25 protein-coding genes are annotated in these 24917 nt (G+C 44.1%); 12 read left to right on the top strand and 13 right to left on the bottom strand.

All coding sequences use genetic code 11. The annotated features are described in order from the left end of the window. Positions 1-49: 49 nt before the first annotated feature. Positions 50-961 carry a UDP-N-acetylglucosamine 2-epimerase gene (locus AC27KT_RS02060; RefSeq protein WP_487127580.1) on the bottom strand — a complete coding sequence of 304 codons (912 nt, stop codon included), beginning with the start codon at positions 959-961 and terminating at the stop codon, positions 50-52. A 342-nt stretch (positions 962-1303) separates the two neighbouring features. Between AC27KT_RS02060 and AC27KT_RS02065 the strand changes: the two genes are divergently transcribed. Then, positions 1304-1846 (top strand): gamma carbonic anhydrase family protein, encoded by a 543-nt coding sequence (locus tag AC27KT_RS02065; RefSeq protein WP_014996785.1) that lies wholly within the window; start codon positions 1304-1306, stop codon positions 1844-1846. Here the strand turns inward: AC27KT_RS02065 and aroE are convergent. Next, positions 1843-2682, bottom strand: a complete 840-nt coding sequence (aroE, locus tag AC27KT_RS02070; protein WP_487126990.1) for a shikimate dehydrogenase — start codon at positions 2680-2682, stop codon at positions 1843-1845. The genes AC27KT_RS02065 and aroE overlap by 4 nt on opposite strands. Here aroE and AC27KT_RS02075 point away from each other — a divergent pair. Continuing rightward, a complete protein-coding gene (locus AC27KT_RS02075; protein WP_487126992.1) occupies positions 2681-3112 on the top strand; it encodes a group II truncated hemoglobin in 432 nt (143 codons plus the stop codon). The two genes, aroE and AC27KT_RS02075, sit on opposite strands and share 2 nt — an antisense overlap. Positions 3113-3227: 115 nt before the next feature. Here AC27KT_RS02075 and AC27KT_RS02080 read toward each other — a convergent pair whose 3' ends face one another. The 7 genes from AC27KT_RS02080 to AC27KT_RS02110 all read right to left on the bottom strand — a co-directional run bounded on the left by AC27KT_RS02080 (position 3228) and on the right by AC27KT_RS02110 (position 9046). Further along, positions 3228-3908, bottom strand: a complete 681-nt coding sequence (locus AC27KT_RS02080) for an OmpW family outer membrane protein (RefSeq protein ID WP_487126994.1) — start codon at positions 3906-3908, stop codon at positions 3228-3230. Positions 3909-4141: 233 nt separating this feature from the next. Then, positions 4142-5074, bottom strand: a complete 933-nt coding sequence (gene hemF / locus AC27KT_RS02085; protein ID WP_487126996.1) for an oxygen-dependent coproporphyrinogen oxidase — start codon at positions 5072-5074, stop codon at positions 4142-4144. Then, complete coding sequence (gene tsaC, locus AC27KT_RS02090; protein ID WP_014947734.1) at positions 5071-5676, bottom strand: L-threonylcarbamoyladenylate synthase type 1 TsaC; 606 nt, start codon at positions 5674-5676, stop codon at positions 5071-5073. Before tsaC ends, hemF begins: the two co-directional genes overlap by 4 nt. 33 nt (positions 5677-5709) lie before the next feature. Continuing rightward, positions 5710-6252, bottom strand: coding sequence for a DNA topoisomerase family protein (locus AC27KT_RS02095; protein WP_039222332.1), 543 nt, complete (start codon positions 6250-6252; stop codon positions 5710-5712). Between the two features lie 85 nt (positions 6253-6337). After that, on the bottom strand, positions 6338-6814 hold the full coding sequence (locus tag AC27KT_RS02100) for a DUF494 family protein (RefSeq protein WP_014947732.1): 477 nt from the start codon (positions 6812-6814) through the stop codon (positions 6338-6340). Position 6815: 1 nt separating this feature from the next. After that, positions 6816-7925 carry a DNA-processing protein DprA gene (dprA, locus tag AC27KT_RS02105; RefSeq protein ID WP_487126999.1) on the bottom strand — a complete coding sequence of 370 codons (1110 nt, stop codon included), beginning with the start codon at positions 7923-7925 and terminating at the stop codon, positions 6816-6818. A gap of 38 nt (positions 7926-7963) precedes the next feature. Then, positions 7964-9046: a LysM peptidoglycan-binding domain-containing protein gene (locus AC27KT_RS02110; protein WP_487127582.1), complete on the bottom strand. Its 1083-nt coding sequence runs from the start codon at positions 9044-9046 to the stop codon at positions 7964-7966. Between the two features lie 207 nt (positions 9047-9253). On the opposite strand from AC27KT_RS02110, the gene def reads away from it, so the two are divergent. The 4 genes from def to trkA all read left to right on the top strand — a co-directional run bounded on the left by def (position 9254) and on the right by trkA (position 13488). Further along, positions 9254-9763, top strand: coding sequence for a peptide deformylase (gene def / locus AC27KT_RS02115; protein ID WP_487127001.1), 510 nt, complete (start codon positions 9254-9256; stop codon positions 9761-9763). A gap of 8 nt (positions 9764-9771) precedes the next feature. Further along, positions 9772-10722, top strand: coding sequence for a methionyl-tRNA formyltransferase (gene fmt, locus AC27KT_RS02120; RefSeq protein ID WP_487127003.1), 951 nt, complete (start codon positions 9772-9774; stop codon positions 10720-10722). 2 nt (positions 10723-10724) lie between these two features. Next, entirely contained in the window at positions 10725-12044 is a 1320-nt protein-coding gene (rsmB, locus tag AC27KT_RS02125) for a 16S rRNA (cytosine(967)-C(5))-methyltransferase RsmB (protein WP_487127005.1), read from the top strand. 64 nt (positions 12045-12108) lie between these two features. Continuing rightward, positions 12109-13488, top strand: coding sequence for a Trk system potassium transporter TrkA (gene trkA, locus AC27KT_RS02130; protein ID WP_334019400.1), 1380 nt, complete (start codon positions 12109-12111; stop codon positions 13486-13488). A gap of 108 nt (positions 13489-13596) precedes the next feature. Here the strand turns inward: trkA and AC27KT_RS02135 are convergent, their stop codons facing one another. Together AC27KT_RS02135 and elbB are read right to left on the bottom strand one after the other, a co-directional pair. Then, entirely contained in the window at positions 13597-15048 is a 1452-nt protein-coding gene (locus AC27KT_RS02135) for a TrkH family potassium uptake protein (RefSeq protein ID WP_487127007.1), read from the bottom strand. 266 nt (positions 15049-15314) lie between these two features. Further along, positions 15315-15968, bottom strand: coding sequence for an isoprenoid biosynthesis glyoxalase ElbB (elbB, locus tag AC27KT_RS02140; RefSeq protein ID WP_487127009.1), 654 nt, complete (start codon positions 15966-15968; stop codon positions 15315-15317). 421 nt (positions 15969-16389) lie between these two features. Between elbB and polA the strand changes: the two genes are divergently transcribed. Next, positions 16390-19182: a DNA polymerase I gene (polA, locus tag AC27KT_RS02145; protein WP_487127011.1), complete on the top strand. Its 2793-nt coding sequence runs from the start codon at positions 16390-16392 to the stop codon at positions 19180-19182. A 413-nt stretch (positions 19183-19595) separates the two neighbouring features. Here the strand turns inward: polA and yihA are convergent, their stop codons facing one another. Then, on the bottom strand, positions 19596-20231 hold the full coding sequence (gene yihA, locus AC27KT_RS02150; protein WP_136782372.1) for a ribosome biogenesis GTP-binding protein YihA/YsxC: 636 nt from the start codon (positions 20229-20231) through the stop codon (positions 19596-19598). A gap of 174 nt (positions 20232-20405) precedes the next feature. On the opposite strand from yihA, the gene AC27KT_RS02155 reads away from it, so the two are divergent. From AC27KT_RS02155 to AC27KT_RS02170, 4 genes are all read left to right on the top strand, one after another. After that, a complete protein-coding gene (locus tag AC27KT_RS02155; RefSeq protein WP_014996768.1) occupies positions 20406-21029 on the top strand; it encodes a c-type cytochrome in 624 nt (207 codons plus the stop codon). 297 nt (positions 21030-21326) lie between these two features. Further along, entirely contained in the window at positions 21327-22031 is a 705-nt protein-coding gene (locus AC27KT_RS02160) for a class I SAM-dependent methyltransferase (RefSeq protein ID WP_487127014.1), read from the top strand. Positions 22032-22159: 128 nt separating this feature from the next. Beyond that, positions 22160-22663 (top strand): Der GTPase-activating protein YihI, encoded by a 504-nt coding sequence (gene yihI / locus AC27KT_RS02165; protein ID WP_014947719.1) that lies wholly within the window; start codon positions 22160-22162, stop codon positions 22661-22663. 18 nt (positions 22664-22681) lie between these two features. Continuing rightward, positions 22682-23143, top strand: coding sequence for a DUF2489 domain-containing protein (locus AC27KT_RS02170; RefSeq protein WP_487127016.1), 462 nt, complete (start codon positions 22682-22684; stop codon positions 23141-23143). A 112-nt stretch (positions 23144-23255) separates the two neighbouring features. Here AC27KT_RS02170 and AC27KT_RS02175 read toward each other — a convergent pair whose 3' ends face one another. Further along, positions 23256-23864: a DNA-3-methyladenine glycosylase I gene (locus tag AC27KT_RS02175; RefSeq protein WP_487127018.1), complete on the bottom strand. Its 609-nt coding sequence runs from the start codon at positions 23862-23864 to the stop codon at positions 23256-23258. 146 nt (positions 23865-24010) lie between these two features. On the opposite strand from AC27KT_RS02175, the gene glyQ reads away from it, so the two are divergent. Further along, complete coding sequence (gene glyQ / locus AC27KT_RS02180) at positions 24011-24916, top strand: glycine--tRNA ligase subunit alpha (RefSeq protein WP_014947716.1); 906 nt, start codon at positions 24011-24013, stop codon at positions 24914-24916. The last annotated feature ends 1 nt before the right edge of the window (position 24917 follow it).

Raw genomic sequence — 24917 nt, forward strand, 5'->3', positions numbered from 1 at the left:
CTTATTTTAAAAAAAGTGTCATATTCGTTTTGAACGCTCAAAATACCAACTATTTCCAGTATTTCAGCTTATTCCTTAACCTGAACTTGCGCCACAGGTTAAGCGGCTTAGCTTTTATCTTACCTTTATAATTACTATTAAAGTCATCGACTGCATCTAAAATACGTTCGCAATTACGTCCATCTCTATAGGCTTCATGATAATGGGCAAAGTCATTAACCTCTTTCATTAATGATGCGGGTCGCGTTAATGCAGTTTCAATGGCGTTTTCTACTTCGCTTACTTCTGTGACATTAAGTAGATGTTGTCCAGGGTTTGTATTGCGATAAGTGACAACAGGTTTGTTCATCATCATAAACTCTAAAATTATAGAGCTGCTGTCACACAACATGACATCTGATTGCTGAAAGTCTTCAAGACGCACATTATCGACAAAGGTAACATTACTATTTTCTTCTGCCAGCGCACGATATCTATTTAATAGTGCTTGATCGTTGAGTTTAGGATGAAATGTTAAACGCCAATTCCATTTCTTTTCTTTCACTAAACTACTTATTGTGTCGACAAGTACGGGAGCAGAGGTAATGCCTTTAGAAAAAGTGGTGGCATAGAGAATAGTGGGAACATCGTTTTCCCTCTTATATGGAGAAAAGTAGTCATCCACTTTCGCCCAACCTGTTTGGTACACTTTAAAAAACTGATGTTTAGCCTCAAGCTGCTTAAAATACTCTGTGCTACTTGGCCCCTGAGTACAGTACATATCAAACCACCCGCGAATAGAGAAGTGATCATCTGTAGCGCTACTCTTCTCCCCTCGCTTGCCAATCGGATAACCGTGAAATACTGATACCTTTATTCCCGGCAAAAAGTGATAGATGATATTTCCACACGCAAATATGGCTAAGGGATTGTATTCAACAACATCATTAATAGTGTGAAGGCGAATTTCATCAGGCTTCAAAAGATCGGGACATTCTCCTTCCAAAAACCAGGCTACTTCATCACCTCTAGCTCTAATGGCCTCTTGTAGTGGTCTATAAATAGGATAGGCATAGGGAAGGGCAGTGAAAAATACATAGCGCTTGGGCATTACAATGTCTCGATAAATTCTATTAGCAAACTACATTATCATTTTTCTCCTTGTGATTTACTACCCTCCTCTTCGCGTGTTGCAACGTACGGATAGTTACCTGTTGCTTAAAGCATGACGGGTAGGCTCAGTACACCCTACTAGTACCAACTCACCGGCATTGCTGTTAGAGTTTGTGTAATTCACTTTCTGCGCAATTCATATGAGTGTGTAATGCATAAATCGATTGATAGTTTTAAAGGTGTTTCTCCTACATTAGGAAAGAATGTCTATGTTGATGGCTCGGCAAGAATCGTCGGTGATGTAGTTTTAGAAGATGACGCGAGCATTTGGCCGCTGGTCGCTGCTCGTGGCGACGTTAACAAAATTCGTATTGGCGCCCGTTCTAATATTCAAGATGGCAGTGTTTTACACGTTACCCGTAAATCTGAGAAAAACCCCGACGGCTTCCCACTTATTATTGGTGAGGACGTCACCGTTGGGCATAAGTGTATGTTGCACGGCTGCCAGTTGGGTAATCGAATTCTCGTTGGCATGGGCGCTATTGTAATGGATGGTGTTGTTGTTGAAGACGATGTGTTTATTGGTGCAGGTACATTAGTACCGCCGAACAAAAGATTAGAAAGCGGATTTCTTTACGTTGGGAACCCCATGCAAAAGAAAAGACCGCTCAACGACGCTGAAATGGCATTCCTGAAACAGTCTGCCGTTAACTATGTTGTATTGAAAGATGAGTACCTTGAAGAAGCGAACTAGTTTCGCTTCTCACCTTGCTCAACGATAGCCCTGACACGTTTTACAATATCTGAAGTATCGGGGCGCTTTTGTGTCCATATGTAGAATGCTTCAGCCGCTTGCTCAACCAGCATCCCTAATCCATCGATTTGTGTCTTAACACCAAGTTCGGCCGCATCTCTCATAAAGCGCGTGGGTGAGTTTTTATAAACCATGTCGTACACCACTTCACAATTTTGTAAAACACCATCATTTAAACGGCACGGCAATTCATTGCTTAAACTGGCGGCTGTTGAATTAATAATAATATGAGGCGCAACATCTGCGATATCTTCAAGCGCGACCACCTGCACTTTAGCGTTAGAGGCAGCATTTACTACTTCCTCAGCTTTTGCTTTGGTTCTATTTGCAATGGTTAAAGAAGCGGCCCCTGCTTTTATTAACGGGGAAATGACGCCGCGAGCTGCGCCGCCGGCACCAATAAGCAACACGCGCTTACCCTTAATTTCCACTCCACTATTAAGTAAATCATTTACCAGGCCCACACCATCTGTGTTGTACCCAAGCACTTCATCATTGCCACTATTCATTAGTGTATTAACAGCTTGTGCATCTTTAGCCGCTTGGTCATCTACCTTTGCCAGGTTGAATGCATCTAGCTTAAAAGGCATGGTGACATTGCAGCCTACAGCACCTTTCTGCGCTAAAAACGCTTTGGCAGCTTCAATAAAACCATCTTCAGGCGCAAGTATCTTTTCATAAGAAATCTTTTCTCCCACTTGTTCAGCAAACATTTGATGGATAGTTGGTGATAAACTCTGTGCAATAGGATTTCCGAATACAGCGAATTTTTTCATGGGAATACGAGACTTATTTAATATAAAGAAGAAAAGCGATAATCGTGCTTCGCAGAGTACACCATATGAACGTATAGGTGGAGAGGAGAAAGTACGGGAATTAGCAAATACGTTTTACGACATTATGGAGACCGACCCACTTGCGAGTGAACTACTTGCTATTCATCCTCAGCCATTAGACAGAATTCGCCATGTATTCTTTTTGTATTTAAGCTTGTGGCTTGGTGGTCCTGATGATTATCAGCAGCAGTTTGGTCACCCGCGTCTGCGTGCACGCCACCTACCTTATACCGTAACACCGGAGTTAAAAGCGCAGTGGATGTATTGCATGCGAAAAGCCATGTTTAAAACGGTTGAAGATATCGCCTTAGCTCAACAATTGATAGACGCACTTGATCAACTCGCCAATCACATGGTGAATACAAAATAAAAAAGCGCGTTGAAAGGATTAACCTTTTAACGCGCAAGTCCCCTGTTACTGTCTACGCTCTTGTTGACGTATAAAGTAGTGCAATTATGAAAGCTTCAATTGTTAGGTTTAGGCCTTAGAAGGTGTAACCTACCGATATCGTGTATACCCAAGGGTCTATTTCAATATCACTCACCTTTCCAGCAGCATCACCCACTTTAAAGGTTGCTTCGGTATCTATATCAATAAATCGAACCGATGCATTAACATGCCATTTGGTATCAATTTGGTAATCCATTCCCACCTGTGCTGACAAGCCAAATGAATTATCAAGCGAAAGGTCGCTTAAGCCAGCTGTTTCATTCGCACCTGTAAACTCTTCATCAAAGATAAAGGTATAGTTGACACCTGCACCAATGTACGGCTGAAACGCAGAGCTGGCATCATTAAAATAGTAGTTTGCGGTAAGCGTAGGAGGAAGATGCGTGACTTCACCAAGCTGATTACCCGTCCCTAACGGATCAGCAACAGAAAAATTAACGTCGTGCTTAAAGGGCGTTGCGGCAAGCAGCTCGATATTAATATTGTCAGTAATAAAGTACGCTACATTAAGACCTAGTTGAGTATCGTTACCGATATTAAGGGCCACGCCAAGATCAGTTCCACCCGCGACGATGTTAGAAGTCGATTCGTCAGGAGCAACGGTAGTAAGACCGCCACGAACAATCCAGTCGCCCTGCTGGTGAGCGCTAGCTAAAGGTGAGAGTGCAGCAAGTGTAAGGCAAAGTGCAGATGCAGATAAAAAGTGTTTGCGCATGATGTGTCTCTTTTGTGTTTAACTAAGATGGCGCTACTTTACGCCTGTGGTTAAGAGAAACATTGATCCAGCGCAAGTTTGGTAACTCACTGAAACACAGTTGATATTCCACCTTGATGTAGATCAAAAAAACGCCGCATTAACGTTAATACGGCGTTTTTTAGTCATTAAAGATGAAAGCTGCTATCGGCGATCCGCTTAAGGATTTAAGCGCTGCCTTATTTAACAATTGATTACCAATCAGTAGGTTTTAACCAGTCTGTCAGCTTGGCCTCGGCGCTACCTGGTGCAGGCGTGTAACAATACTCCCAACGCGCTAGCGGCGGCATTGACATTAAGATAGATTCGGTGCGCCCGCCGGTTTGCAGTCCAAATAAAGTGCCCCGGTCGAATACAAGGTTAAATTCAACGTAGCGGCCCCGGCGATAAAGTTGGAAATCACGCTCTCTTTCACCGAAATCGGTTAGCTTACGACGTTCAACAATAGGAACGTAAGCATCGATGAAACCATTACCAACAGCCTGCATAAACGCAAATGACTGTTCAAAGCCCCATTCATTCAGGTCATCGAAGAATAAACCACCCACTCCGCGTGTTTCATTGCGGTGTTTTAGATAAAAGTAATCGTCGCACCACTTTTTATATTTAGGGTAGACATCATCGCCAAATGGCTTACATAATTTTTTAGCCGTATTATGCCAATGCGACACGTCATCTTTAAACGGATAAAATGGCGTTAAGTCGAAACCGCCGCCAAACCACCAGATAGGAGCTTCGCCCTCTTTTTCTGCAATAAAAAAGCGAACATTGGCATGTGACGTTGGGATATACGGGTTATGTGGATGAATAACGAGTGATACACCCATTGCTTGAAAGTTTCTTCCCGCAAGCTCAGGGCGATTAGCCGTTGCTGAAGCAGGCATTTGACTGCCAAAAACATGAGAAAAGTTAACCCCGCCTTGTTCAATCACCGCACCATTTTTTAGTACTCGAGAACGGCCACCGCCGCCCTCTTCACGCTGCCAGCTGTCTTCAACAAAATGACCTTTTCCATCGGCAAGTTCAAGGGTTTGGCAAATGGTGTCTTGCAGCCCAAGCAAATAGCGTTTTACTTGCTCTATTACTTCAGCGGCGTTTTTACCGTCCAGTAATCCTGCTGATGTCATGCTCTTATCACCTCTGCTGTGTCACCATCGCGAATGGTACTGGGTTTAGTTGCACCGCCTACTTCCCCTTCTACATAGAAAACGGAATCAGCGAATACGGCTTTTGCTTCTTCAGTGGTGGTGGCTGGCGGTTGGCCGGTCAGGTTAGCGCTTGTAGAAACCAACGGCTTACCTAACTTGTTGCACAATTCCACTACTACAGGGTGATTAGTTACGCGCACCGCTATTTTACTATGCTTGCCGGTTAACCAAACTGGCGCAGATGACGACTTAGGTAATAGCCAGGTATTAGGGCCTGGCCAGCTCGAAAAAATATCGGTGCGTCTGTCAGGGCGAATGGCGTTATCGTTAACATAAGGCAGTAGCTGACTGTAGTTTGCAGCAATCAAGATCACGCCCTTTTCTACCGGCCGCTGTTTTATCTCTAACAGCGCATTTACTGCGGCTTCATTGTCGGGGTCACATCCGATGCCCATTACCGCTTCGGTTGGATAAACGATTAAACTGCCAGCTTGGAATGCGGCAACAACAGGGTCTACTTCAGGTGAGTTAGCCTCAACGGGGGTAAACGTGTTTACGTTCCCATTTTGGATATCAGACATGGTTTTGATCTCTACGTATAGTTCTTTATGTAATTACTTTTTATAGCCGCAAGCCGGCTGAGGGCACTGTAACTGCCCTTTTTTATCTATTAATACTCCCCAACCGCAGTCTGGGCAGCTTTCATTTACCGGCGTGAAATTTAGCACATATCGACATTGTGGATAATGGTTGCACGCAAAAAACTGTTTGCCGTATTTGTTAGTACGCGAGATTAGGTGTCCTTTCTTACACTTTGGACAATCCACCAAAGTGTCTTCTTTTTCTTTAATGGGCTCTATGTGATGGCATGAAGGAAAATTAGTACAGCCGATAAACATGCCAAACCGCCCCTTCTTTATGGCTAAGTCGGATGCGCACTCAGGGCAGGCTACACCGTCCAAGGTTTTCAGTATGGTGGTTTGTTTGTCGTGAAGTGGCTTACTAAAGCTACATTCCGGATAGCCCGTACACCCGATAAAAGGGCCAGATTTACTATTCTTTATATGAAGAGGTTTACCGCACTCGGGGCAATCTCCGAAATTATCATCAAGAGCATGCTCGTGTGCTGAAAAGAGTGAATGGTCTATTTTAGACATGTATTGGACGTTAAGGCCTTAAATGCGCTGTAATTTTACAGCGCATTTTTAAGTAAAGATTCAAATACCAGTGACTACAACTGCATTAATGCAGAACACCATCTGGCTCTTCGAACAAAAGATCTTCCATTTGTGCGTAGGCTTTCTCTTTGCCTGGTACGTTGAATAGTACCATTAGCACAACCCATTTCAGGTCTTCTAAACAAAATTCATTGGAGTCAATTTCCATAACACGATCTATAACCATTTCGCGTGTGGAGGCATCCAACACATTGACCTGCTCTAAGAACATAAGAAAACCACGACATTCCACATCTAAACGCATTTGTTCTTCATGCGTGTAAATACGGCTTAAGCTAGTGCTAATGCCTTTACAAAAGTACGGTTTGATGTCCGTCTCTTGCAGTGCCGCTAACTTTTCTAACCATGCGAGGGCTTTATAAATCTCATCGTGATGAAATCCTGCGCGCACAAGCTCTTCCGTTAACTCGTCTTGGTCAACACGAATTTCCGTTTCACTGTGAATGAAGTTTTCAAACAGATACATGAGGATATCGAACATATTATTTTCCCCTCAATTTAACGTAACCACCAGGGACAGCGGCCACTAAACCACGCAACTCATATTCTAATAATGATGCCATTGCTTGCGATACAGATAAGGCATTGCGCTGGGCTATGACATCAATAGCGGTGATGTCATAATCCACACTAGCTAATAATTTATCGGTTGCCAAGCTATTCGCTGTACTTTTTTCGTTTTGCTCGTCAACATTCAAGCCTAGTTGTTCAGGCTGAACGCCAACTTCATCTAGAATATCGCTTATATTCGTTACTAATTTCGCGCCCTGTTGGATTAACCAGTGACAACCTTCAGCGTAAGCATTAGCGATATTGCCTGGCACAGCGAATACTTCTCGCCCCATATCTGCGGCCAAATTCGCAGTTATCAAGGTGCCACTCTTAATTTTTGCCTCTACCACTAAGGTTCCAAGCGATAACGCTGCGATAATTCGATTTCGCCTGGGAAAATGCCAAGGCTTAGGCCCCTGACCTGGAAAAAACTCTGTGACGGTGACACCTCCGTCATTATTAATAGCTTCATAGAGCTTACTATTTTTAGCTGGATATACCTTTTCAGGTCCCGTACCCATTACTGCAATGGTTCCAGTACTACCAGACAGCGCGCCTTGGTGTGCAGCACTATCAATGCCCATAGCGAGCCCGCTAGTCACCACAATGCCGTTTTCTGACAACCCAAACGCAATGTCGCTTGCTATACGCCTCCCCTGAAAGCTAGATCTTCTACTACCTACAATTGCTATTTGTGGACTTTGCAATAAAGCACAATCTCCTGTTGCCAATATTACAAGAGGTGGACTGTCTAACTGCTTGAGCGATTGAGGATAGTATGAAGACGAATAAGTAATAATATGTCTATTGTTACTCCCCTGTTTCCACGTAAAAGCTGCATCAACTAAAGGTTTTGATATTTGACATGTAAGCTGTTTTACAGTGTCGGGAAGTGATGATGTGTTACCGGCTAACTCAGCGGGAGATAGTTGATAATGTTTGATTGCCTGTAACCAGGTTTTAGGAGAAACACGTTGCGCAGAGGCCAGTGCTAACCATGCAGAGAGGTCGCCGTCTATATGAGAAGTTTGCTTGTTCATTGTCGCTCCTTTTAGAGCGACAATAAAACGTTAAGCATTTAAGGCTTAGCGACAATGAAACCGCGCTTAATCCCTCTGTTCGCTCGCGTTATTAATCCGTAACTTGCCGCATCAAATGTTTTAAACACAATCACTTCGCCTACTTTAAGCGCAGGCTGCGCTACTGTATCGATAAACCACTCACCACCACTTTTAGCACCGGGCTCATCAATATAGCGTGGGCTATCTTCATCAATAATTGCTGGACCTTGCGCGTACACGCCCAATACTGTGCCTGGCGCCACATCCATAGAGCCTAAATCAAGAATGACAACGTCGTACTTGCCGAGTAAATCATGGTCGTGCAAGTCACCCACCACAGCCCCTCTTTGTGAAGTCGCTGGAATGAGCTCAAAATCTTCAGGGTGGGAAAAACCACCAGCCATAAGTTTATCGCCGCGCTTTGCTTCTTGATTGGCATCGTCAATAAAAAGCAGCATGGTATCGTCTGCTTGGTCTTTTTCTACTAGAGAAGCGTTAGACACATGCGTAACCTGAATGCCCAACGTCTCGCCTTCAAGATTTTTGATAGTAGCGTGCTTTCTTATCACTCTGTACTGGTCGTCGGTACTGAATTGTTGCTGGCTTAGCACAAAGTCATCTGATGCGAATCTTACATTGCCGTCTTGATTACCTAGAAGCCTGGGTAATGCTGAGTAGCTCCCCTCGTCTATTAGCATATGATGTCTTATAAAGGGAGAAATAGTTATCCAGGACAGTACGTCGACAGGTTTTGACTTAATTCGCTTATCGGTTGAAGGTGACAAGTTGTAGGCGAGCTTATCTCTTTTAACGCTTAAGACAGGCTGACCGTCAACATATCCTACGACGATAACATCGCCAGGATAAATAAGGTGGGGGTTGTCGATTTGCGTATTCGTTCTCCACAACTCTGGCCATAACCAAGGTTCGTTTAGAAAAATACTTGCGATTTCCCATAAGGTATCACCACGCTTAACGGTATAGGTTTCAGGTGCACTGTCTTTTAATTGAAGTGCGAGCGCAGGCAATGACAAAAGCGCTCCAAGGATAAGAGTTGTTGCACAACGCGCGTAAGTTAATCGCTTTTTCAAATTAATCACCTGCAAATTATTCATTGTCACTTATTGTTGCTTTTTCAGACAATAGCACTATATCGGCATAACTAGGTATTCTAATAGGGTTTCGGTAAAAAACTGCACGAAACAACCCGATATACGTTAGAATAGTAACTTAATAAGCACTGTAAAGCGTGCTGGCAATTAGATCGTATATGAATTTATACAGCGAAAAGGTGAAGTAAGCGAGAAATGGCAATTTTAGACGTATTAAGTTTTCCTGATGAACGTCTTCGCACGGTAGCTAAGCCGGTTGAAGAGGTTAACGACGAAATTAAACAATTGGTATCGGACATGTTCGATACCATGAAAGACGAGAACGGTATTGGCCTTGCTGCAACGCAAGTTAACCGCCACGTTCAAGTTGTTGTAATGGACGTATCGGAAGATCAAAACGAGCCACGCGTATTTATTAACCCTGAAATCATTCGTAAAGATGGCTCCACGATTAGCGAAGAAGGCTGTTTATCAGTGCCGGGTAATTACGCGAAAGTTGAGCGCGCCGAAGCGATTACCGTGAAGGCGCTAGACCAAAATGGCGAGAGCTTTGAGTTGGATGCAGAAGGTTTGTTAGCGATTTGTATTCAGCACGAGCTGGATCATTTAAAAGGTAAACTGTTTATTGATTACCTTTCACCGCTTAAGCGCCAACGTATTCGTAAAAAGCTTGAGAAAGAAGCGCGTCTTGCTGCAAAAGCCTAAGGAATAACGTGACAACTCCATTGAAAGTGATTTTTGCCGGTACTCCGGATTTTGCAGCTAAACATCTATCAGCCTTGATAGAAAGTGAGCACGAGGTCATTGCTGTTTACACTCAGCCTGATAGGCCCGCTGGGCGAGGTAAAAAGCTTACTGCTAGTCCGGTTAAAGTGTTAGCAGAAGAAAACACCATTCCCGTATACCAGCCACAAACGCTCAAAGCATCAGAAGCCCAGAATGAATTAGCTTCGCTTAATGCCGATTTAATGGTGGTTGTTGCTTATGGGCTGATACTGCCTACCGCGGTATTAAATGCACCTAAACTAGGGTGTATTAACGTGCATGGGTCTATACTGCCCAAATGGCGAGGCGCGGCACCAATACAGCGTTCAATCTGGGCGGGAGACGCTGAGACAGGCGTAACCATAATGCAAATGGACGAAGGTTTAGATACGGGTGACATGCTGCACATAGCAACATTACCTATTACATCTGAAGATACCAGCGCCACCTTATATGAGAAGCTTGCAGAGCTAGGACCACAAGCGTTGGTTGAGGTCGTTAATGAATTTGATCGTTACACGCCCACCAAACAAAACGACTCTCAAGCGACCTACGCGAAAAAACTTTCAAAAGAAGAAGCCCTGATTAATTGGGCAGACGATGCAGAGCAAATAGAGCGAAATATCCGCGCCTTCAACCCTTGGCCTGTAGCGTGGATGCAGGTCGAAGATCAGAACGTTAAAGTATGGTCTGCCAGCGTTGTGCCGTTAGAAAAAGACGTTGAGCCAGGTACTGTAGTTAGTGCTAATAAAGAAGGCATTACTATCGCTACTGGGCGCGATGCTCTATGCATTACATCTCTTCAAATTCCTGGCAAAAAGGCGCTTCCAGCGTCAGACGTTATCAATGCCCGCCAAACATGGTTTGAAGTGGGCCGTTGTCTGACACAAGCGGACTAAACGTGAAACCATTACCCCTTCCCAAACAAAAGAACCTGCGCGCAGATTGCGCGTGGGTTATTTATCAAATTTTAGAGCAAGGCAAGTCATCTCGAGAGTGCCTAGAACGCGTTCAGCGCAGACATAACGCTAAAGACAACGCATGGATTCAGGAGATGTCGTTAGGGGTAATGCGTCGACTTCCCCTTTTACAGTATTGGCTGCGCTCTCTGCTTGATAGACCCTTAAAGGGAAATAAAAAGGCTATTGAACACCTCATTCTTCTTGGTTTGTATCAGCTTAACTTTTCCCGCGTTAGCAATCACGCTGCAGTAGGTGAAACGGTTGCTGCAGCGTCTTATTTAAACGCAGCAGCGCTTAAAGGCTTGGTGAATGCGGTATTACGCAATTTTCAGCGAGAGAACCTTGCCGACAAAAAAGTAGACGATGCCATTATCAACAGCGGTTTACCTAAGTGGCTGTTTAAGGCCATAGAAAACGCCTATGGTGACGATGCCGAGCAAATTCGTTACGAAACGAATGCCATGGCCCCCATTTGGCTTCGCGTAAATAAGTTGCAAACATCGTTGGCAGCATTTACTCAAGCGTTAGATAAAGCAGGGGTTGAATATACCCTTAGCGCAAACCATGCTGATGCCGTAATTCTGACTAAACGTGAAGACATTACAGCCCTGCCTGGCTTTGATAAAGGGCACTTTGCGGTGCAAGATGGTGCAGCTCAATTGGCCGCACACTACTTACAGCCACAGGCAAACGAACGTATTTTAGATTGCTGTGCAGCACCGGGCGGAAAAACAGGGCATATTGTTGAGTCAGCACCTGATACACAGTACGTATTAGCGCTTGATGCTGATGCTACCCGCCTAAAACGAGTAGAAGAAAACATGACTCGCCTTAAGCACATTGTCGATATTAAGCAGGGTGATGCTGCTAACCCAGAAACTTGGTGGGACGGAAAGCCCTTCGACAGAATTTTACTGGATGCCCCCTGCTCTGCTACCGGCGTGATTCGACGTCACCCTGATATTCGCTGGCTTCGAAAATCTAATGACATTGACAATTTAGCGCAGCTTCAACGCCGCATATTAGATACGCTCTGGGGCTTATTAAAACCAGGTGGCACACTACTTTATGCAACCTGTTCTATTTTACCAAAAGAGAACATGGGGCAAATACAGCAGTTTTTGTCCGACACACCAGATGCCACATTATCGCCCATACTAAAAACCGAAACCGTCGATAGACCTGGACGTCAGATAACGCCAGGGGAGCAACAAATGGATGGTTTCTATTATGCGAGGCTGGTAAAGTCGATAGACTGAGTTCAATAGTTGCGCAATGTCACACAGTTAAGACCAGCACGAATATGAAGGCAAAATAATAACGATGAAGATCATCATTTTAGGGGCCGGCCAAGTAGGCGGAACACTTGCTGAAAACTTAGTGGGTGAGAATAACGAAATAACGGTTATTGACTCTGACCCCACTATATTGCGCGCACTTCAAGACCGCCTTGATTTACAAGTAGTAACGGGCGTGGGATCACACCCTGATGTGTTGCGTAAGGCCGGAGCGGAAGATGCCGATATGCTGATAGCCGTAACCAATAGTGATGAAAGCAACATGTTGGCCTGTCAGGTGGCCTACAGCTTATTTAAGACTCCCACTAAAATTGCCCGCGTGCGCTCTGAACAGTACATCATTTACCAAGAGCAGCTATATAAGCAGCAAGACATTCCCGTTGACCACATTATCGCTCCTGAGCAGTTGGTAACTAAGGCCATCAAACGTCTTATCGACTACCCGGGTGCACTTCAGGTGGTTGAGTTTGCTGAAGGCAAGGCCAGCCTTGTTGCGGTTAAAGCCTATTACGGTGGCTTATTGGTAGGCCATGCGTTGTCTGCCCTTAAAGACCATATGCCGAACGTTGAAACCCGGGTTGCTGCCATTTACAGGCGTGGCCGCCCTATTCGCCCGTTAGGCACCACGGTTATTGAAGCCGATGATGAAGTGTTCTTCATTGCCGCTACCAAACACATTCGCGCAGTAATGAGTGAGCTGCAAAAGCTCGAATCAAGCTACAAACGAATTATGATTGCCGGCGGTGGCTTGATTGGTGCAGGCCTTGCGAAAAAGCTAGAGCATAATCATAACGTTAAGCTCATCGAATACAGTCCAGAAAGGGCCAAGTATTTATCTGCCAACTTAGATAAAACCATTGTATTTAGTGGTGACGCGTCTGACCCTGAATTGCTAAGTGAAGAAAACATCGAGCAAGTCGACGCTTTCATAGCCGTTACCAACGACGATGAAGCGAATATCATGTCAGCCATGCTGGCAAAGCGCATGGGTGCACAAAAAGCCATGGTGCTTATTCAGCGAAGTGCGTATGTCGACTTGGTACAAGGTGGTGAAATAGATATTGCGTTTTCGCCTCAACAAGCCACAATTTCGGCACTACTGACTCACGTGCGCCGTGGAGATATTGTTAACGTTTATTCATTACGACGAGGAGCGGCCGAGGCAATCGAAGCTATAGCACACGGTGATGAAAATACTTCTAAGGTAGTTGGCAAACAAATAGGCGATATTAAACTACCGCCAGGTACCACGATTGGGGCTATTGTTCGTGACGAACAGGTGATTATCGCTCACAGCGATACTAAGATTGAAGCAAACGACCATGTCATTTTGTTCTTGGTAGATAAGAAGTACATTAATGATGTGGAAAAGCTGTTCCAGCCCAGCGCATTTTTCTTTGGTTAGCGGTTTAGCAAAGCGACATAGGTGCCGCAAGAATAAAAGTTGAAGACATAAAATTAAAGGGCGATATTTATCGCCCTTTAGCTCGCATCAAAACTACCGGTTTATTTGTTAACTGCGCCAAAAAGTAGGCGAGAACAGCACCAGTAATGAAAAAACTTCTAACCGACCGAATACCATAGCAATCACCAGTATCCACTTACCAGCGTCTGTTACATCAGCATAGTTAGCCGCTACGCTGCCCAACCCTGGGCCTAAATTGTTTAACATAGCTGCCGTAGCAGTAAAGGCACTTAGATTATCTAAGCCCGTAGCAATTAAACCTATCATAATGATGACAAACACCACAGCATAGGCCGAAAAGAACCCCCATACCGCTTCAACGACTCTGTCGGGCATAGCACGGTCGCCAAACTTAACGCTGTATACCGCTTTCGGATGAATTAGCCTATCAACCTCGCGCTTGCCTTGTAGGAAAAGTAAGCACACGCGTACTACTTTTAAGCCCCCACCCGTGGAACTCGCGCACCCTCCAATAAAGCTAGAAAAAATTAGCATAATGGGCAGGAATGTAGGCCATACCGAAAAATCGGTTGTGGCAAACCCTGCGGTTGTACTAATAGATACCGCTTGGATCATGGCTTGATCCAAAGCTTGCTCAGCCGAACTGTAATAGCCTGAAAGTGTAAGTACTAAGAAACAAATCCCGATGAGTGAAGCTTGAATGATAAAGAACGCCTTAAACTCTGGATCGTTAAAATAGCCTTTAACCGAACGAGAGCTCACCGCCGCATAGTGTAATGAGAAGTTCAACGCAGCAATAAGCAAAAACACGGTACACACTACGTTAACCATCGGACTGCTGAAATAGCCTAAGCTGGCGTCGTGGTTTGAAAAGCCGCCAATAGCAACCGTTGAGAAAGAATGGCAAATAGCATCGAAAATACTCATTCCCGCAAGCCAGTATGCACCGGCACATGCAATGGTTATAGACAAATAGATGTACCACAAATGCTTTGCCGTATCGGCAATACGCGGGGTCATTTTATTATCTTTAACTGGGCCAGGCGTTTCTGCACGATACAGCTGCATACCTCCAACTCCAAGGATAGGTAATATAGCAACGGCAAGTACAATGATACCCATGCCGCCTAACCACTGAAGTTGTTGACGGTAAAACTGTACTGAGTGAGGAAGAAAATCTATCCCCTCGATAACCGTAGCCCCAGTTGTAGTCAAGCCAGAAAATGACTCAAAGAAAGCATCGGTCACCGTCATGCTTGGCTGCTCTAGCAAGATAAGCGGGATTGCCCCCACGCTTGCCAGCACCGACCAAAACAGCGCAACAATCAGAAATCCTTCTCGCGCTCTTAAGTCATTTTTCTGCTGACGGTTGGGGTACCACAGTGCCATACCGCCGATGACACAAAATATAAATGCGAGGATAAAAGGCAGGCCACTGCCATCTTGATAAATCAACGACACGATAGCGGGTGGGATCATGGTTACGCTAAAAAGCGCAATTAATAACCCAAGTATTCGTATGATGGCACGGTAGTGCATTGTTTGTTATGCCTTTATTTTTATAGTGCGCATAAGGACTACAGAGCCCTAGTTACAATGTGCTTTTTGATAAGGTTTCAAAAAGCGAATCTATCTACGTGAAACAAGGTAGATGAAATCCTATACGTTACGCATAGGGTTTTGATTATAGGACTATAATGAACAAGGGGAAACCTTTGTCTCCCCACTAGATTAGGCTAATTACACATAAAGGCACCTAGTCTTTTCACTGGGAAAAAACCAACCACTTTTATTTTTTTAGTTTTCTATTTCATAGCAAGCACGGTTTTGACCATCTGAGTAATACTCGCATTGGCTTCACTAATGCTTTGCGCCAGCATATACGCAGGTGTTGTAACAAGCTTTGCGTCATTATCAACAACCACCTCATCAACTGGGCACTCTACATGCGTTGCTCCTAAGGCATTCAACCCACCAGCCGTGGCTTCGTCATTGCCAATGGTCAGTTTAGTTTTATTGCCATACACTTTTGCTGCTAGCGCTGGTGCAATACACGCATACGCTGCGGGCTTTTTAGCTTGTGCAAAGGCTTTGCACACTCTCAGCACCTCTTCGTTAAAGGTACAATTTTCACCGTCTACAGCAAACGTACACAGGTTCTTCGCAGCGCCAAAGCCACCAGGTAAAATAAGTGTGTCAAAAGCAGTTACGTCGCACTCAGTCACGGGTTTTATATCACCTCGGGCAATACGGGCCGATTCTACTAACACATTTCGAGCTTCACCTTCTGATACCTCACCGGTTAAGTGATTGACTACATGCAGTTGGTTTACATCTGGAGCAAAACACTGGTAAGACGCGCCTTCTTGCTCAATGGCTAAAAGTGTCAATACCGCTTCGTGTAACTCAGCCCCGTCAAACACACCACTACCACTTAAAATAACGGCTACTTGTTTCATATTGTCCTCCTAGACGCTATGCCATCTACTTATTCAAAATTTGGCTATTAAACACCCAACTGTTCAAAAAAAGTTCTTAATAATACGTGTATACATTGTTAATGGTTATGCTACATTACTTGACCGACTTGGTTAAACCAAAAATAAAAGTACACCAAGTTATCCACATAAAATGGAATGGTAAGTAGCAGGTACGCTGTTTTCACACCTAAGTCTCATTCCCTTATTTTTCTTGATTTGAAAGGTGATCTTTAACTTGACAAAGATCATCCGGATCACTGTGCCTAAAATTTTAGATCACAAAGTTATCCACAGGCGAAATGCGATCCGCTATCGACCTTAATGTTCCTTCATGATATGGCGATCTGCCCTAGGCTGTGGCATCCTTGCGCTCATATTCTCTATTGGAAAATCGCCATCTATGCCTGATTCTAAAAAGCCTCCATTTATTCTTGTCGATGGATCGTCATATCTTTTTCGTGCCTTTCACGGTTTACCACCATTAACCAACTCAAAAGGCCAAGACACCGGTGCTATTTATGGTGTTGTTAACATGCTTAAAAGCTTGATCAAACAATACAACCCGACGCATATGGCGGTGATTTTTGATGCTAAAGGCAAGACCTTTCGCGATGACATCTATAAAGAGTACAAAGCGAACCGACCTCCGATGCCGGATGAGCTAAGAAGCCAGATCGAACCGTTGCACGCCATCATTAAGGCAATGGGTTTACCTGTTATTGTTGAATCGGGTGTAGAAGCTGATGACGTGATTGGCACATTAGCCAAACACGCCACAGAAAAAGGTATTGATACCCTTATCAGCACCGGCGATAAAGACATGGCGCAACTAGTAAATGAACATGTCACCTTAATCAACACAATGACAAACCAACTGATGGATGTCGAAGGTGTAAATACGAAGTTTGGTATTCCACCAGAGCTTGTGATCGACTTCCTTGCGCTTAAAGGCGATAAAGTCGATAACATTCCAGGTGTACCTGGTGTAGGTGATAAAAGTGCTCAAGCCTTGTTAAACGGTATTGGCGGTATCGACGACATATATAAGAACCTGGATAAAATTGCAGATCTGTCGTTTAGAGGCAGTAAGTCGATGGCGGCTAAAATGCAGGAATACGAAGAGCAAGCTCGTCTTTCTTATACCCTAGCTACAATCAGTATCGATCTTGACCTTGACTACGACGTTGAGACGTTAATGCCGTGTCAGGCCGATAACGAACAACTTCGCGATCTTTTTGCGGAATATGAGTTCAAACGCTGGCATGCAGAAGTAAGTGCGCTAATTGCTGGCGGAGATACCTCAGGTACCAATTCAAACGCAGACGAAAACAAAAGTGACAGCGTAGAAGATACCGAACAAAGTGTAGCGGTAGAAATAGATAAGTCGAAGTATGAGACCGTGCTAGATGAGGCGCGTTTTAACGCTTGGGTAGCGAAACTAGAAAAAGCCGAACTCATCGCTTTTGATACCGAGACAACCAGCCTTAACTACATGGATGCGGAGTTAGTTGGCGTTTCATTTTGTATAGATGAAGGTGAAGCTGCTTATGTGCCTGTTGCTCACGATTATCCAGATGCACCCGCCCAGCTATCACGGGAATTTGTATTAGACGCATTAAAGCCTATTTTAGAATCGGACAAGGTGATCAAAGTAGGCCAACACATCAAATACGATAAAAACGTATTAGCAAACTACGGCATTACTCTAAACGGCATCGGCTTTGACACCATGCTTGAAAGCTATGTACTAAACAGTACCGCACAACGTCATGATATGGACTCACTTGCCCTAGCCTACCTTGGTCATAAAACTATCCACTTTGAGGAGATTGCAGGTAAAGGCGCAAAACAGCTTACGTTTAATCAAATCAGCCTTGAAGAAGCTGGGCCTTATGCAGCAGAAGATGCTGACATCACGCTTCGCTTACACAACGCCATTTGGACTAAGCTAAAAGATATTCCTGAACTTAAAAACTTGTTGATAGACGTTGAAGTTCCGCTTGCGTGCGTCCTTTCTCGCATGGAACAAGAAGGCGTACTGATTGACAGTCAAAGACTGCGTCAGCAAAGCCAAGATCTTGCCACACGGATTGCAGAGCTTGAAAGTGAAGTACATGAGGAAGCTGGCGAGCCATTCAACTTAGGTTCTACTAAGCAGCTTCAACATGTCTTGTTTGAAAAGATGTCGCTACCGATCATTAAAAAAACGCCTAAAGGTGCGCCGTCTACCTCTGAAGATGTATTGCAAGAGCTGGCGCTTGAGTACCCGTTGCCGAAAAAGATCATGGAATACCGTGGCTTGACCAAGCTTAAGAACACTTACACCGATAAACTTCCAAAGATGATAAATCATCGTACGGGCCGAGTGCATACGTCTTATCATCAAGCGGTCACCGCGACAGGACGTCTTTCTTCAACCGATCCTAACTTACAGAACATCCCTATCCGCAATGAAGAAGGTCGCCGCGTACGTCAGGCATTTGTACCAAGAGAAGGAAATAAATTCGTTGCAGCCGACTACTCGCAAATTGAGCTGCGTATTATGGCGCACCTTTCAGGTGATAAAGGCCTACTTGATGCATTTGCCCATGGCAAAGATATTCATAAAGCAACCGCTGCGGAAGTATTTGGGGTACCTCTTGACGAAGTAACTACTGAACAGCGCCGCAGCGCAAAAGCGATTAACTTCGGTTTGATTTACGGTATGAGCGCCTTTGGATTGTCTAAGCAGCTTAGTATTCCGCGTAACGAAGCGCAAAAGTATATGGACCTTTACTTCGAACGCTACCCTGGCGTGCTTGAGTATATGGACTCAACACGTGAGAGCGCCAAGGAAAAAGGTTATGTAGAAACCGTATTTGGTCGCAGACTTTATTTGCCTGATATCAAAGCCAGTAATGGTGCGCGTAGAAAAGGCGCGGAACGCGCAGCGATAAACGCGCCTATGCAAGGCACAGCGGCAGACATTATTAAGATGGCAATGATCAAAGTTGATGACTGGATTAGGAAAAATGCATCTGATGATGTGACAATGATGATGCAGGTGCACGATGAATTGGTTTTTGAGATAAAAGAAGACAAAGTGGAAACCTATGTCTCTACTATTACTGCTCTTATGGAAAGCGCAGCTACGCTAAATGTTCCGCTGGTTGTTGAGGCTGGTGTGGGCGAAAACTGGGATGAAGCGCACTAGTTTGGTAATTAGATTACAGTTTTTACTTTAAAAGGCGCGTTATATTCATTAAATTTGGTAATTTAATTACATAACACCCTTGCCTTTTCTGTGCTTTGTTGTAATATTACACATGTAGGGTACAGAGGTGAGAAAGCTGTTTTCAAACCTTTGCTTTAACCCCGACAGTTTTGTCGGGGTTTTTTTATATCTGCGGAAAATAAATAATCCATAAATATCAACAACTTAAAAAATAAAGCGAATTTTATTTTAATTTTTCTGAACTTCTCTATTTATCACGACTCTATATCTACGGTTTTTATGTGTTTTCTCTCAGTTTACGCCTCGCATTAAGCGGGGCGTTCTTTTTTCTAAAACCCCGCTTCCATCTATGTAGTAAATCAAGCTAGTGGACTTATTACACATTATTAAGATTATTGAACTTCGTTGTCAGAGTCTTCAGCGTCTTCTTTTTTGTCTAAGCCGAACCACGTATCCAAAATACGCTCTAGTTCTGGTAAACCATGCTTATTCAATGACGAGAAGGTTTGCACGGTAACATCGCCCATAAATGCCATCGCCGCTTCGCGCGCCATTAACAGCTGCGCCTTACGTTTACCGCTTTTAAGTTTGTCGGCCTTGGTCAAAAGTGCCAATACCGGAATATTTGAAGCTACTGCCCAGTGAATAAGATCTTGGTCTAAATCTTTAAAAGGATGACGAATATCCATTAATACCACTAAGCCTTTTAGTGATTTACGCTTTTGAAGATATTCGCCCAGTGACGCTTGCCACTTCTTTTTCATAGCAACAGGAACTTTTGCAAACCCGTAACCTGGCAAATCAACTAAGCGCAAGTCTTCTTCTAACTCAAAGACATTGATTAATTGTGTACGCCCCGGCGTCTTACTGGTTCTGGCCAAGTTTTTTTGACGCGTTAATGTGTTAAGTGCGCTCGATTTACCTGCATTTGAGCGGCCAGCGAACGCGACTTCAATTCCTGTATCGTTTTTCAAATGACGAATGTCTGGTGCACTCGTAAAGAACTTTGCTTTGGTGTAATACGACATCTAGACTTACCTCCACATGCGTCTCAACCTTCGGTTTACAGTTTTTTAATGAATAAACCAACTAAAAACCATAGTTTTATCATGGAATAGGTTTTTCTGACGCGTTAAATGTGTAAAATACGCATGATATCACGTATATCACGCGAGCCGTTGGATCCATTTAAGAGATTTATTATGAAAAAACTGTGTTTGTTGGTATGTATGTCTTTAGGTTTAAGCGCAACTGCTATGGCAGAAGGCGACGCCGAGGCAGGTAAAGCGAAATCTGCAGTATGTGCAGCCTGTCATGGCCCTGATGGCAACAGCATGATTGACATGAACCCAAAACTTGCTGGCCAGCATGAGAAGTACATTGTTAAGCAATTAACCGAATTTAAACTTGCCTCTCAAACAGGTGGCGAGGAAGGTCGTAACAATGCTGTGATGAACGGCATGGCTGCCCCACTTTCAGAGCAAGACATGAAAGACTTAGCCGCCTATTTCTCGAGCCAAGAGCCGAAGGCGGGTGAAACACCAGAGCAATACGTTGAAGCTGGCCGTGCATTGTACCAAGGTGGCGACGAGTCTCGAGGCGTAACTGCATGTATCGCGTGTCACGGTCCTAAGGGCAACGGTATGGGCTTAGCAGGTTTCCCTGATATCAGCGGCCAACATGCAACTTACACTGCAGCTCAGTTGAAAGCATTCCGTTCAGGCCAACGTCACAATGACATGAATGGCATGATGCGCGATATTGCGATGAAATTAACCGACGAAGATATCGAGATTTTATCTAACTATATCGCGGGCTTACACTAAGCATTACCGTTTTTGCACATTGTTGTTAAATTTTTGTTACCGAAAAAGTTGTATTTTAAAATTATTCGTGTAATCTAACGGCGTAGTTTGTAGGTGCCTTTGAAAAGCTACAAGCTAAATAACAAGAATAATAATAAAAATGCAGCATGGAAGACGGGATAAAGAGCCACGAGGGCCAAAAACAACAATGCAGCTCTGCTAACAATAAAAATAAGGGGAGCACAGCTAGGGAAGCCAGCTACACATAGATGTGTATAACGGGAGAGGTGTCATCTGACACTCATACAATGTAAGGTGATGGCGAAAGCCATCACCTTTTTCTTTTTTAAGCCCCATATTATTGTTCACTTTCCTATGTACTGTCCTTTATGCAAAAGCGCTAACGCGGCATCTCACTATCACTCAGATAAAAAACGCGATTACCTTCAATGTAATCAATGCAAACTCGTTTATGTTTCTCCTGAATTCTTACCATCTAAAGAACTGGAAAAGCAGGAATATGACCTTCACGAGAATAGCTTTGAAGACGAAGGTTATCGAAAGTTTTTAAGAAAGGTTTTAACACCACTTACACCTTTTATAAGAGGTGCGAAAGACGTTGAGCTTGCCGGATTGGATTTTGGCTGTGGTCCAGCGCCAGTTTTAGCCAGTATGCTGGAAAAAGAAGGCGTTAGGATGAATATGTACGACCCCTTCTATGCAAATAATTTACAGGTGCTAGAGCAAAACTACGACATTGTAACGTGTACTGAGGCCATTGAACATTTTCACTCCCCTCACGTCGAGTGGGCATTATTCAATAAACTCGTGGCTTCTGGTGGTGTGCTAGCCATCATGACAAAGCGCGTACTCGATAAGGCCAGGTTTGTTAATTGGCACTACAAAAATGATATCACCCACGTAAGTTTTTTCAGCGAAGCAACCTTTCATTTTCTGGCACAAAGGGACGGCTATGATGTCACTTTCCCCGCTAATGACGTTGTTTTGATGAGAAAGCGCTGAAGTAAATTTGCGGAATACTTTAAGCGTGCCTTATTGATTTTACACAGCACACCCAAAGATCAATACGTACACGCTAATTCGCGCTATAATAGCGTTGTTTTTTCACTCTCTTTGTTTATTTGGAAATTATGGCACGTTCAAAGAAATCACGTAAAGTCGGCCTAATCGGCGTTCGTAAAGATCCTGACTTTAAACCAAGCGAAAACCGCAAATCAGACTCGCCTCGCCCTAAAAAGCATAAAGGTAAGCCCGCTGGTAATCGCCACAATGTTGAACAGAAAAAAGTGACGGGCAAAAAGAGTGCTGAGAATAAAGATCCGCGCCACGGCAGTAAAAAACCTATTCAGCTTGTAAAAGCAGTGACGCCCACCCCTGCTCAAAAGAAAAAGTACGCCACACCAGCCCAAGAACTGGCCGCGCTTGAAGCAGATCAACGCTTGTCGGATTTACTCGACAAACTTGACGACGATAAACCGCTTACCCGTGAGCAACAAGCTTATGTCGACGAGAAGATGGCACGCCACCGCATTCTTTGTGACCTACTAGGAATAGTAGAAGAGGATGATGAAGACGACGATATGGATCCGTTTAACGATTTAGACGCTATTAATATCGACGACTTTAAGCACTAATAAAAACGGGAAAGAGTCATGCTTTGGGTAGTACTTTCAGGCATCGCGCTACTAATTATTCTTGCGCTAGGTTTTTACGCAGGCAAACTGCTGTTTATGTTAAAACAACAAAAAGAGCGACAAGAAGCGGCAAGGCAGTCGCGCGTAGCCACTATAACCGACAGTATTATAGTAATAGCTAAGGCGATGGAGCAGCAGCAATGTGATTTGTCAGAAGGTGTAATTCGCATCGTGAACCTGCTTAACGCGCTTCCAATAAGTACTCCGCCTGATTTTAAAGCGCAGTATCCCAACATTCATGCATTATTTACAGAGGTAAGCGGATTTGCGATTTTAGAAGCAAGGCAACAGCTACCTAAGAATGAGCGAAGAAAGCAAGATATCGCTCGAGAGCAGATTGAATCGGAATACGAATCTAAGGTGTTGGACGAATTACCACCGCTGAAGGCTTATTGTGAAACACTCGTAGCCCCTAAATAACGAGTAAGCGCTACGCTGATTTAAAAGATAAAAACTGATGCAATCAATATCGAAAATGGCTGAGTACAGTATGTAGTCGGCCATTCTTTTGACCAGGTTACCTTTGCCTATGTCATTTTATCGCGAGCTCGCAGGTACGCTCGTAGCAATGACACCCTACTTCGTGGTCATTGACCATACCCACAGCTTGCATAAAAGCATAGCAAATCGTTTCACCTACAAAATTAAATCCGTGCTTTTTAAGTGCTTTTGACATTGCTTTAGACGCATCAGTTGATGTGGGTGCTTGCCTAAAGTCTTCCCACGCATTAATGACCGTACGTCCATCTGTAAATTGCCAAATAAAATCACTGAATGGCTGCGACGCTTCGATAGCTAAAAAACCCTTGGCATTTTTAATAATCGACTCTATTTTGAGCTTGTTTCTGATTATGCCGCTGTCCTGCATCAGCCTGTCGACATCAGCGGGGCCCATCTTCGAAATTTTCTCAGGGTCGAACTGATAGAATGCCTGTTCAAAATTCTGCTGTTTTTTCAAAATAGTCAGCCAAGATAAACCGGCTTGCTGTCCATCGAGGCATAATTTAGCAAACAACGCGCGACTATCTAGTTCGGGTATCCCCCATTCGTTATCATGATACGCTAAATAAATAGGGTCGCTGCTTACCCAACCACAGCGATGCAAAGGCGTATTTTTTTCTATTTTTGTTTGATTGGGCATGGCTTAAGATTAAATCCTTGTTGTGAAGTGGCATATTGGCTTTATTCGTGACGTTTTTTCACCCTTTACACCTACATACTATGCCTCACAAATTGTATACTATCCCACCTTTATTTTAAGTCAGATAACTAATAAGCAGCGGATGTATGCAGAAATACGATATTAAGACCTTTCAAGGGTTGATCCTTGCGCTTCAAGATTATTGGGCGCGTCAGGGCTGCGTTATTATTCAGCCTCTGGATATGGAAGTGGGTGCCGGTACTTTTCACCCTATGACGTTCCTACGTTCTTTAGGTCCAGAGCCAATGAGTAGCGCCTATGTTCAACCGTGCCGTAGACCAACCGATGGTCGTTACGGTGAGAACCCAAACCGCTTACAACATTACTATCAGTTCCAAGTAATGCTTAAGCCTTCACCTGACAATATTCAGGAGTTGTACTTGGGCTCTTTGAAAGAGTTAGGTTTCGATCCGCTGGTTCATGACATTCGCTTCGTAGAAGACAACTGGGAATCACCCACGCTTGGTGCATGGGGTCTAGGTTGGGAAGTGTGGCTAAACGGCATGGAAGTAACTCAGTTTACGTACTTCCAGCAGGTAGGCGGCCTTGAATGTAAGCCTGTTACCGGCGAAATTACCTACGGCTTAGAGCGACTCGCCATGTACGTTCAAGGTGTAGATAGTATCTACGACCTGGTTTGGACTGACGGCCCTATGGGCAAAGTGACCTATGGCGATGTATTCCATCAAAACGAAGTAGAACAATCGACGTATAACTTCGAACACGCCAACGTCGAAGCTTTATTTAGAACCTTCGACGAATGTGAAGCAGAAAGCAAAAAGCTCATCGAAAACAACCTTCCACTTCCTGCCTATGAACAGGTTATGAAGGCGTCACACGCATTTAACTTGCTTGATGCTCGTCATGCTATCTCAGTGACGGAACGCCAGCGCTATATTCTTCGCGTTCGAACGCTAGCCAAAGCATGTGCAGAAAGCTATTACCAAGCACGTGAAGCACTTGGCTTCCCGCTATGTAACAAGGAGGCATAAG

The organism is Alteromonas sp. 5NW40-0090, from assembly GCF_057552975.1.

Coding starts and splice junctions, on each gene's coding strand:
- hemF (WP_487126996.1), bottom strand. CDS start 5,074: ATGACATCAGCAGGATTACTGGACGGTAAAAACGCCGCTGAAGTAATA.
- def (WP_487127001.1), top strand. CDS start 9,254: ATGGCAATTTTAGACGTATTAAGTTTTCCTGATGAACGTCTTCGCACG.
- AC27KT_RS02175 (WP_487127018.1), bottom strand. CDS start 23,864: ATGCCCAATCAAACAAAAATAGAAAAAAATACGCCTTTGCATCGCTGT.
- AC27KT_RS02170 (WP_487127016.1), top strand. CDS start 22,682: ATGCTTTGGGTAGTACTTTCAGGCATCGCGCTACTAATTATTCTTGCG.
- AC27KT_RS02065 (WP_014996785.1), top strand. CDS start 1,304: ATGCATAAATCGATTGATAGTTTTAAAGGTGTTTCTCCTACATTAGGA.
- glyQ (WP_014947716.1), top strand. CDS start 24,011: ATGCAGAAATACGATATTAAGACCTTTCAAGGGTTGATCCTTGCGCTT.
- AC27KT_RS02080 (WP_487126994.1), bottom strand. CDS start 3,908: ATGCGCAAACACTTTTTATCTGCATCTGCACTTTGCCTTACACTTGCT.
- dprA (WP_487126999.1), bottom strand. CDS start 7,925: ATGAACAAGCAAACTTCTCATATAGACGGCGACCTCTCTGCATGGTTA.
- elbB (WP_487127009.1), bottom strand. CDS start 15,968: ATGAAACAAGTAGCCGTTATTTTAAGTGGTAGTGGTGTGTTTGACGGG.
- polA (WP_487127011.1), top strand. CDS start 16,390: ATGCCTGATTCTAAAAAGCCTCCATTTATTCTTGTCGATGGATCGTCA.
- AC27KT_RS02160 (WP_487127014.1), top strand. CDS start 21,327: ATGGCGAAAGCCATCACCTTTTTCTTTTTTAAGCCCCATATTATTGTT.
- yihA (WP_136782372.1), bottom strand. CDS start 20,231: ATGTCGTATTACACCAAAGCAAAGTTCTTTACGAGTGCACCAGACATT.
- aroE (WP_487126990.1), bottom strand. CDS start 2,682: ATGAAAAAATTCGCTGTATTCGGAAATCCTATTGCACAGAGTTTATCA.
- tsaC (WP_014947734.1), bottom strand. CDS start 5,676: ATGTCTGATATCCAAAATGGGAACGTAAACACGTTTACCCCCGTTGAG.
- AC27KT_RS02075 (WP_487126992.1), top strand. CDS start 2,681: ATGGGAATACGAGACTTATTTAATATAAAGAAGAAAAGCGATAATCGT.
- AC27KT_RS02100 (WP_014947732.1), bottom strand. CDS start 6,814: ATGTTCGATATCCTCATGTATCTGTTTGAAAACTTCATTCACAGTGAA.
- AC27KT_RS02155 (WP_014996768.1), top strand. CDS start 20,406: ATGAAAAAACTGTGTTTGTTGGTATGTATGTCTTTAGGTTTAAGCGCA.
- trkA (WP_334019400.1), top strand. CDS start 12,109: ATGAAGATCATCATTTTAGGGGCCGGCCAAGTAGGCGGAACACTTGCT.
- AC27KT_RS02095 (WP_039222332.1), bottom strand. CDS start 6,252: ATGTCTAAAATAGACCATTCACTCTTTTCAGCACACGAGCATGCTCTT.
- AC27KT_RS02135 (WP_487127007.1), bottom strand. CDS start 15,048: ATGCACTACCGTGCCATCATACGAATACTTGGGTTATTAATTGCGCTT.
- yihI (WP_014947719.1), top strand. CDS start 22,160: ATGGCACGTTCAAAGAAATCACGTAAAGTCGGCCTAATCGGCGTTCGT.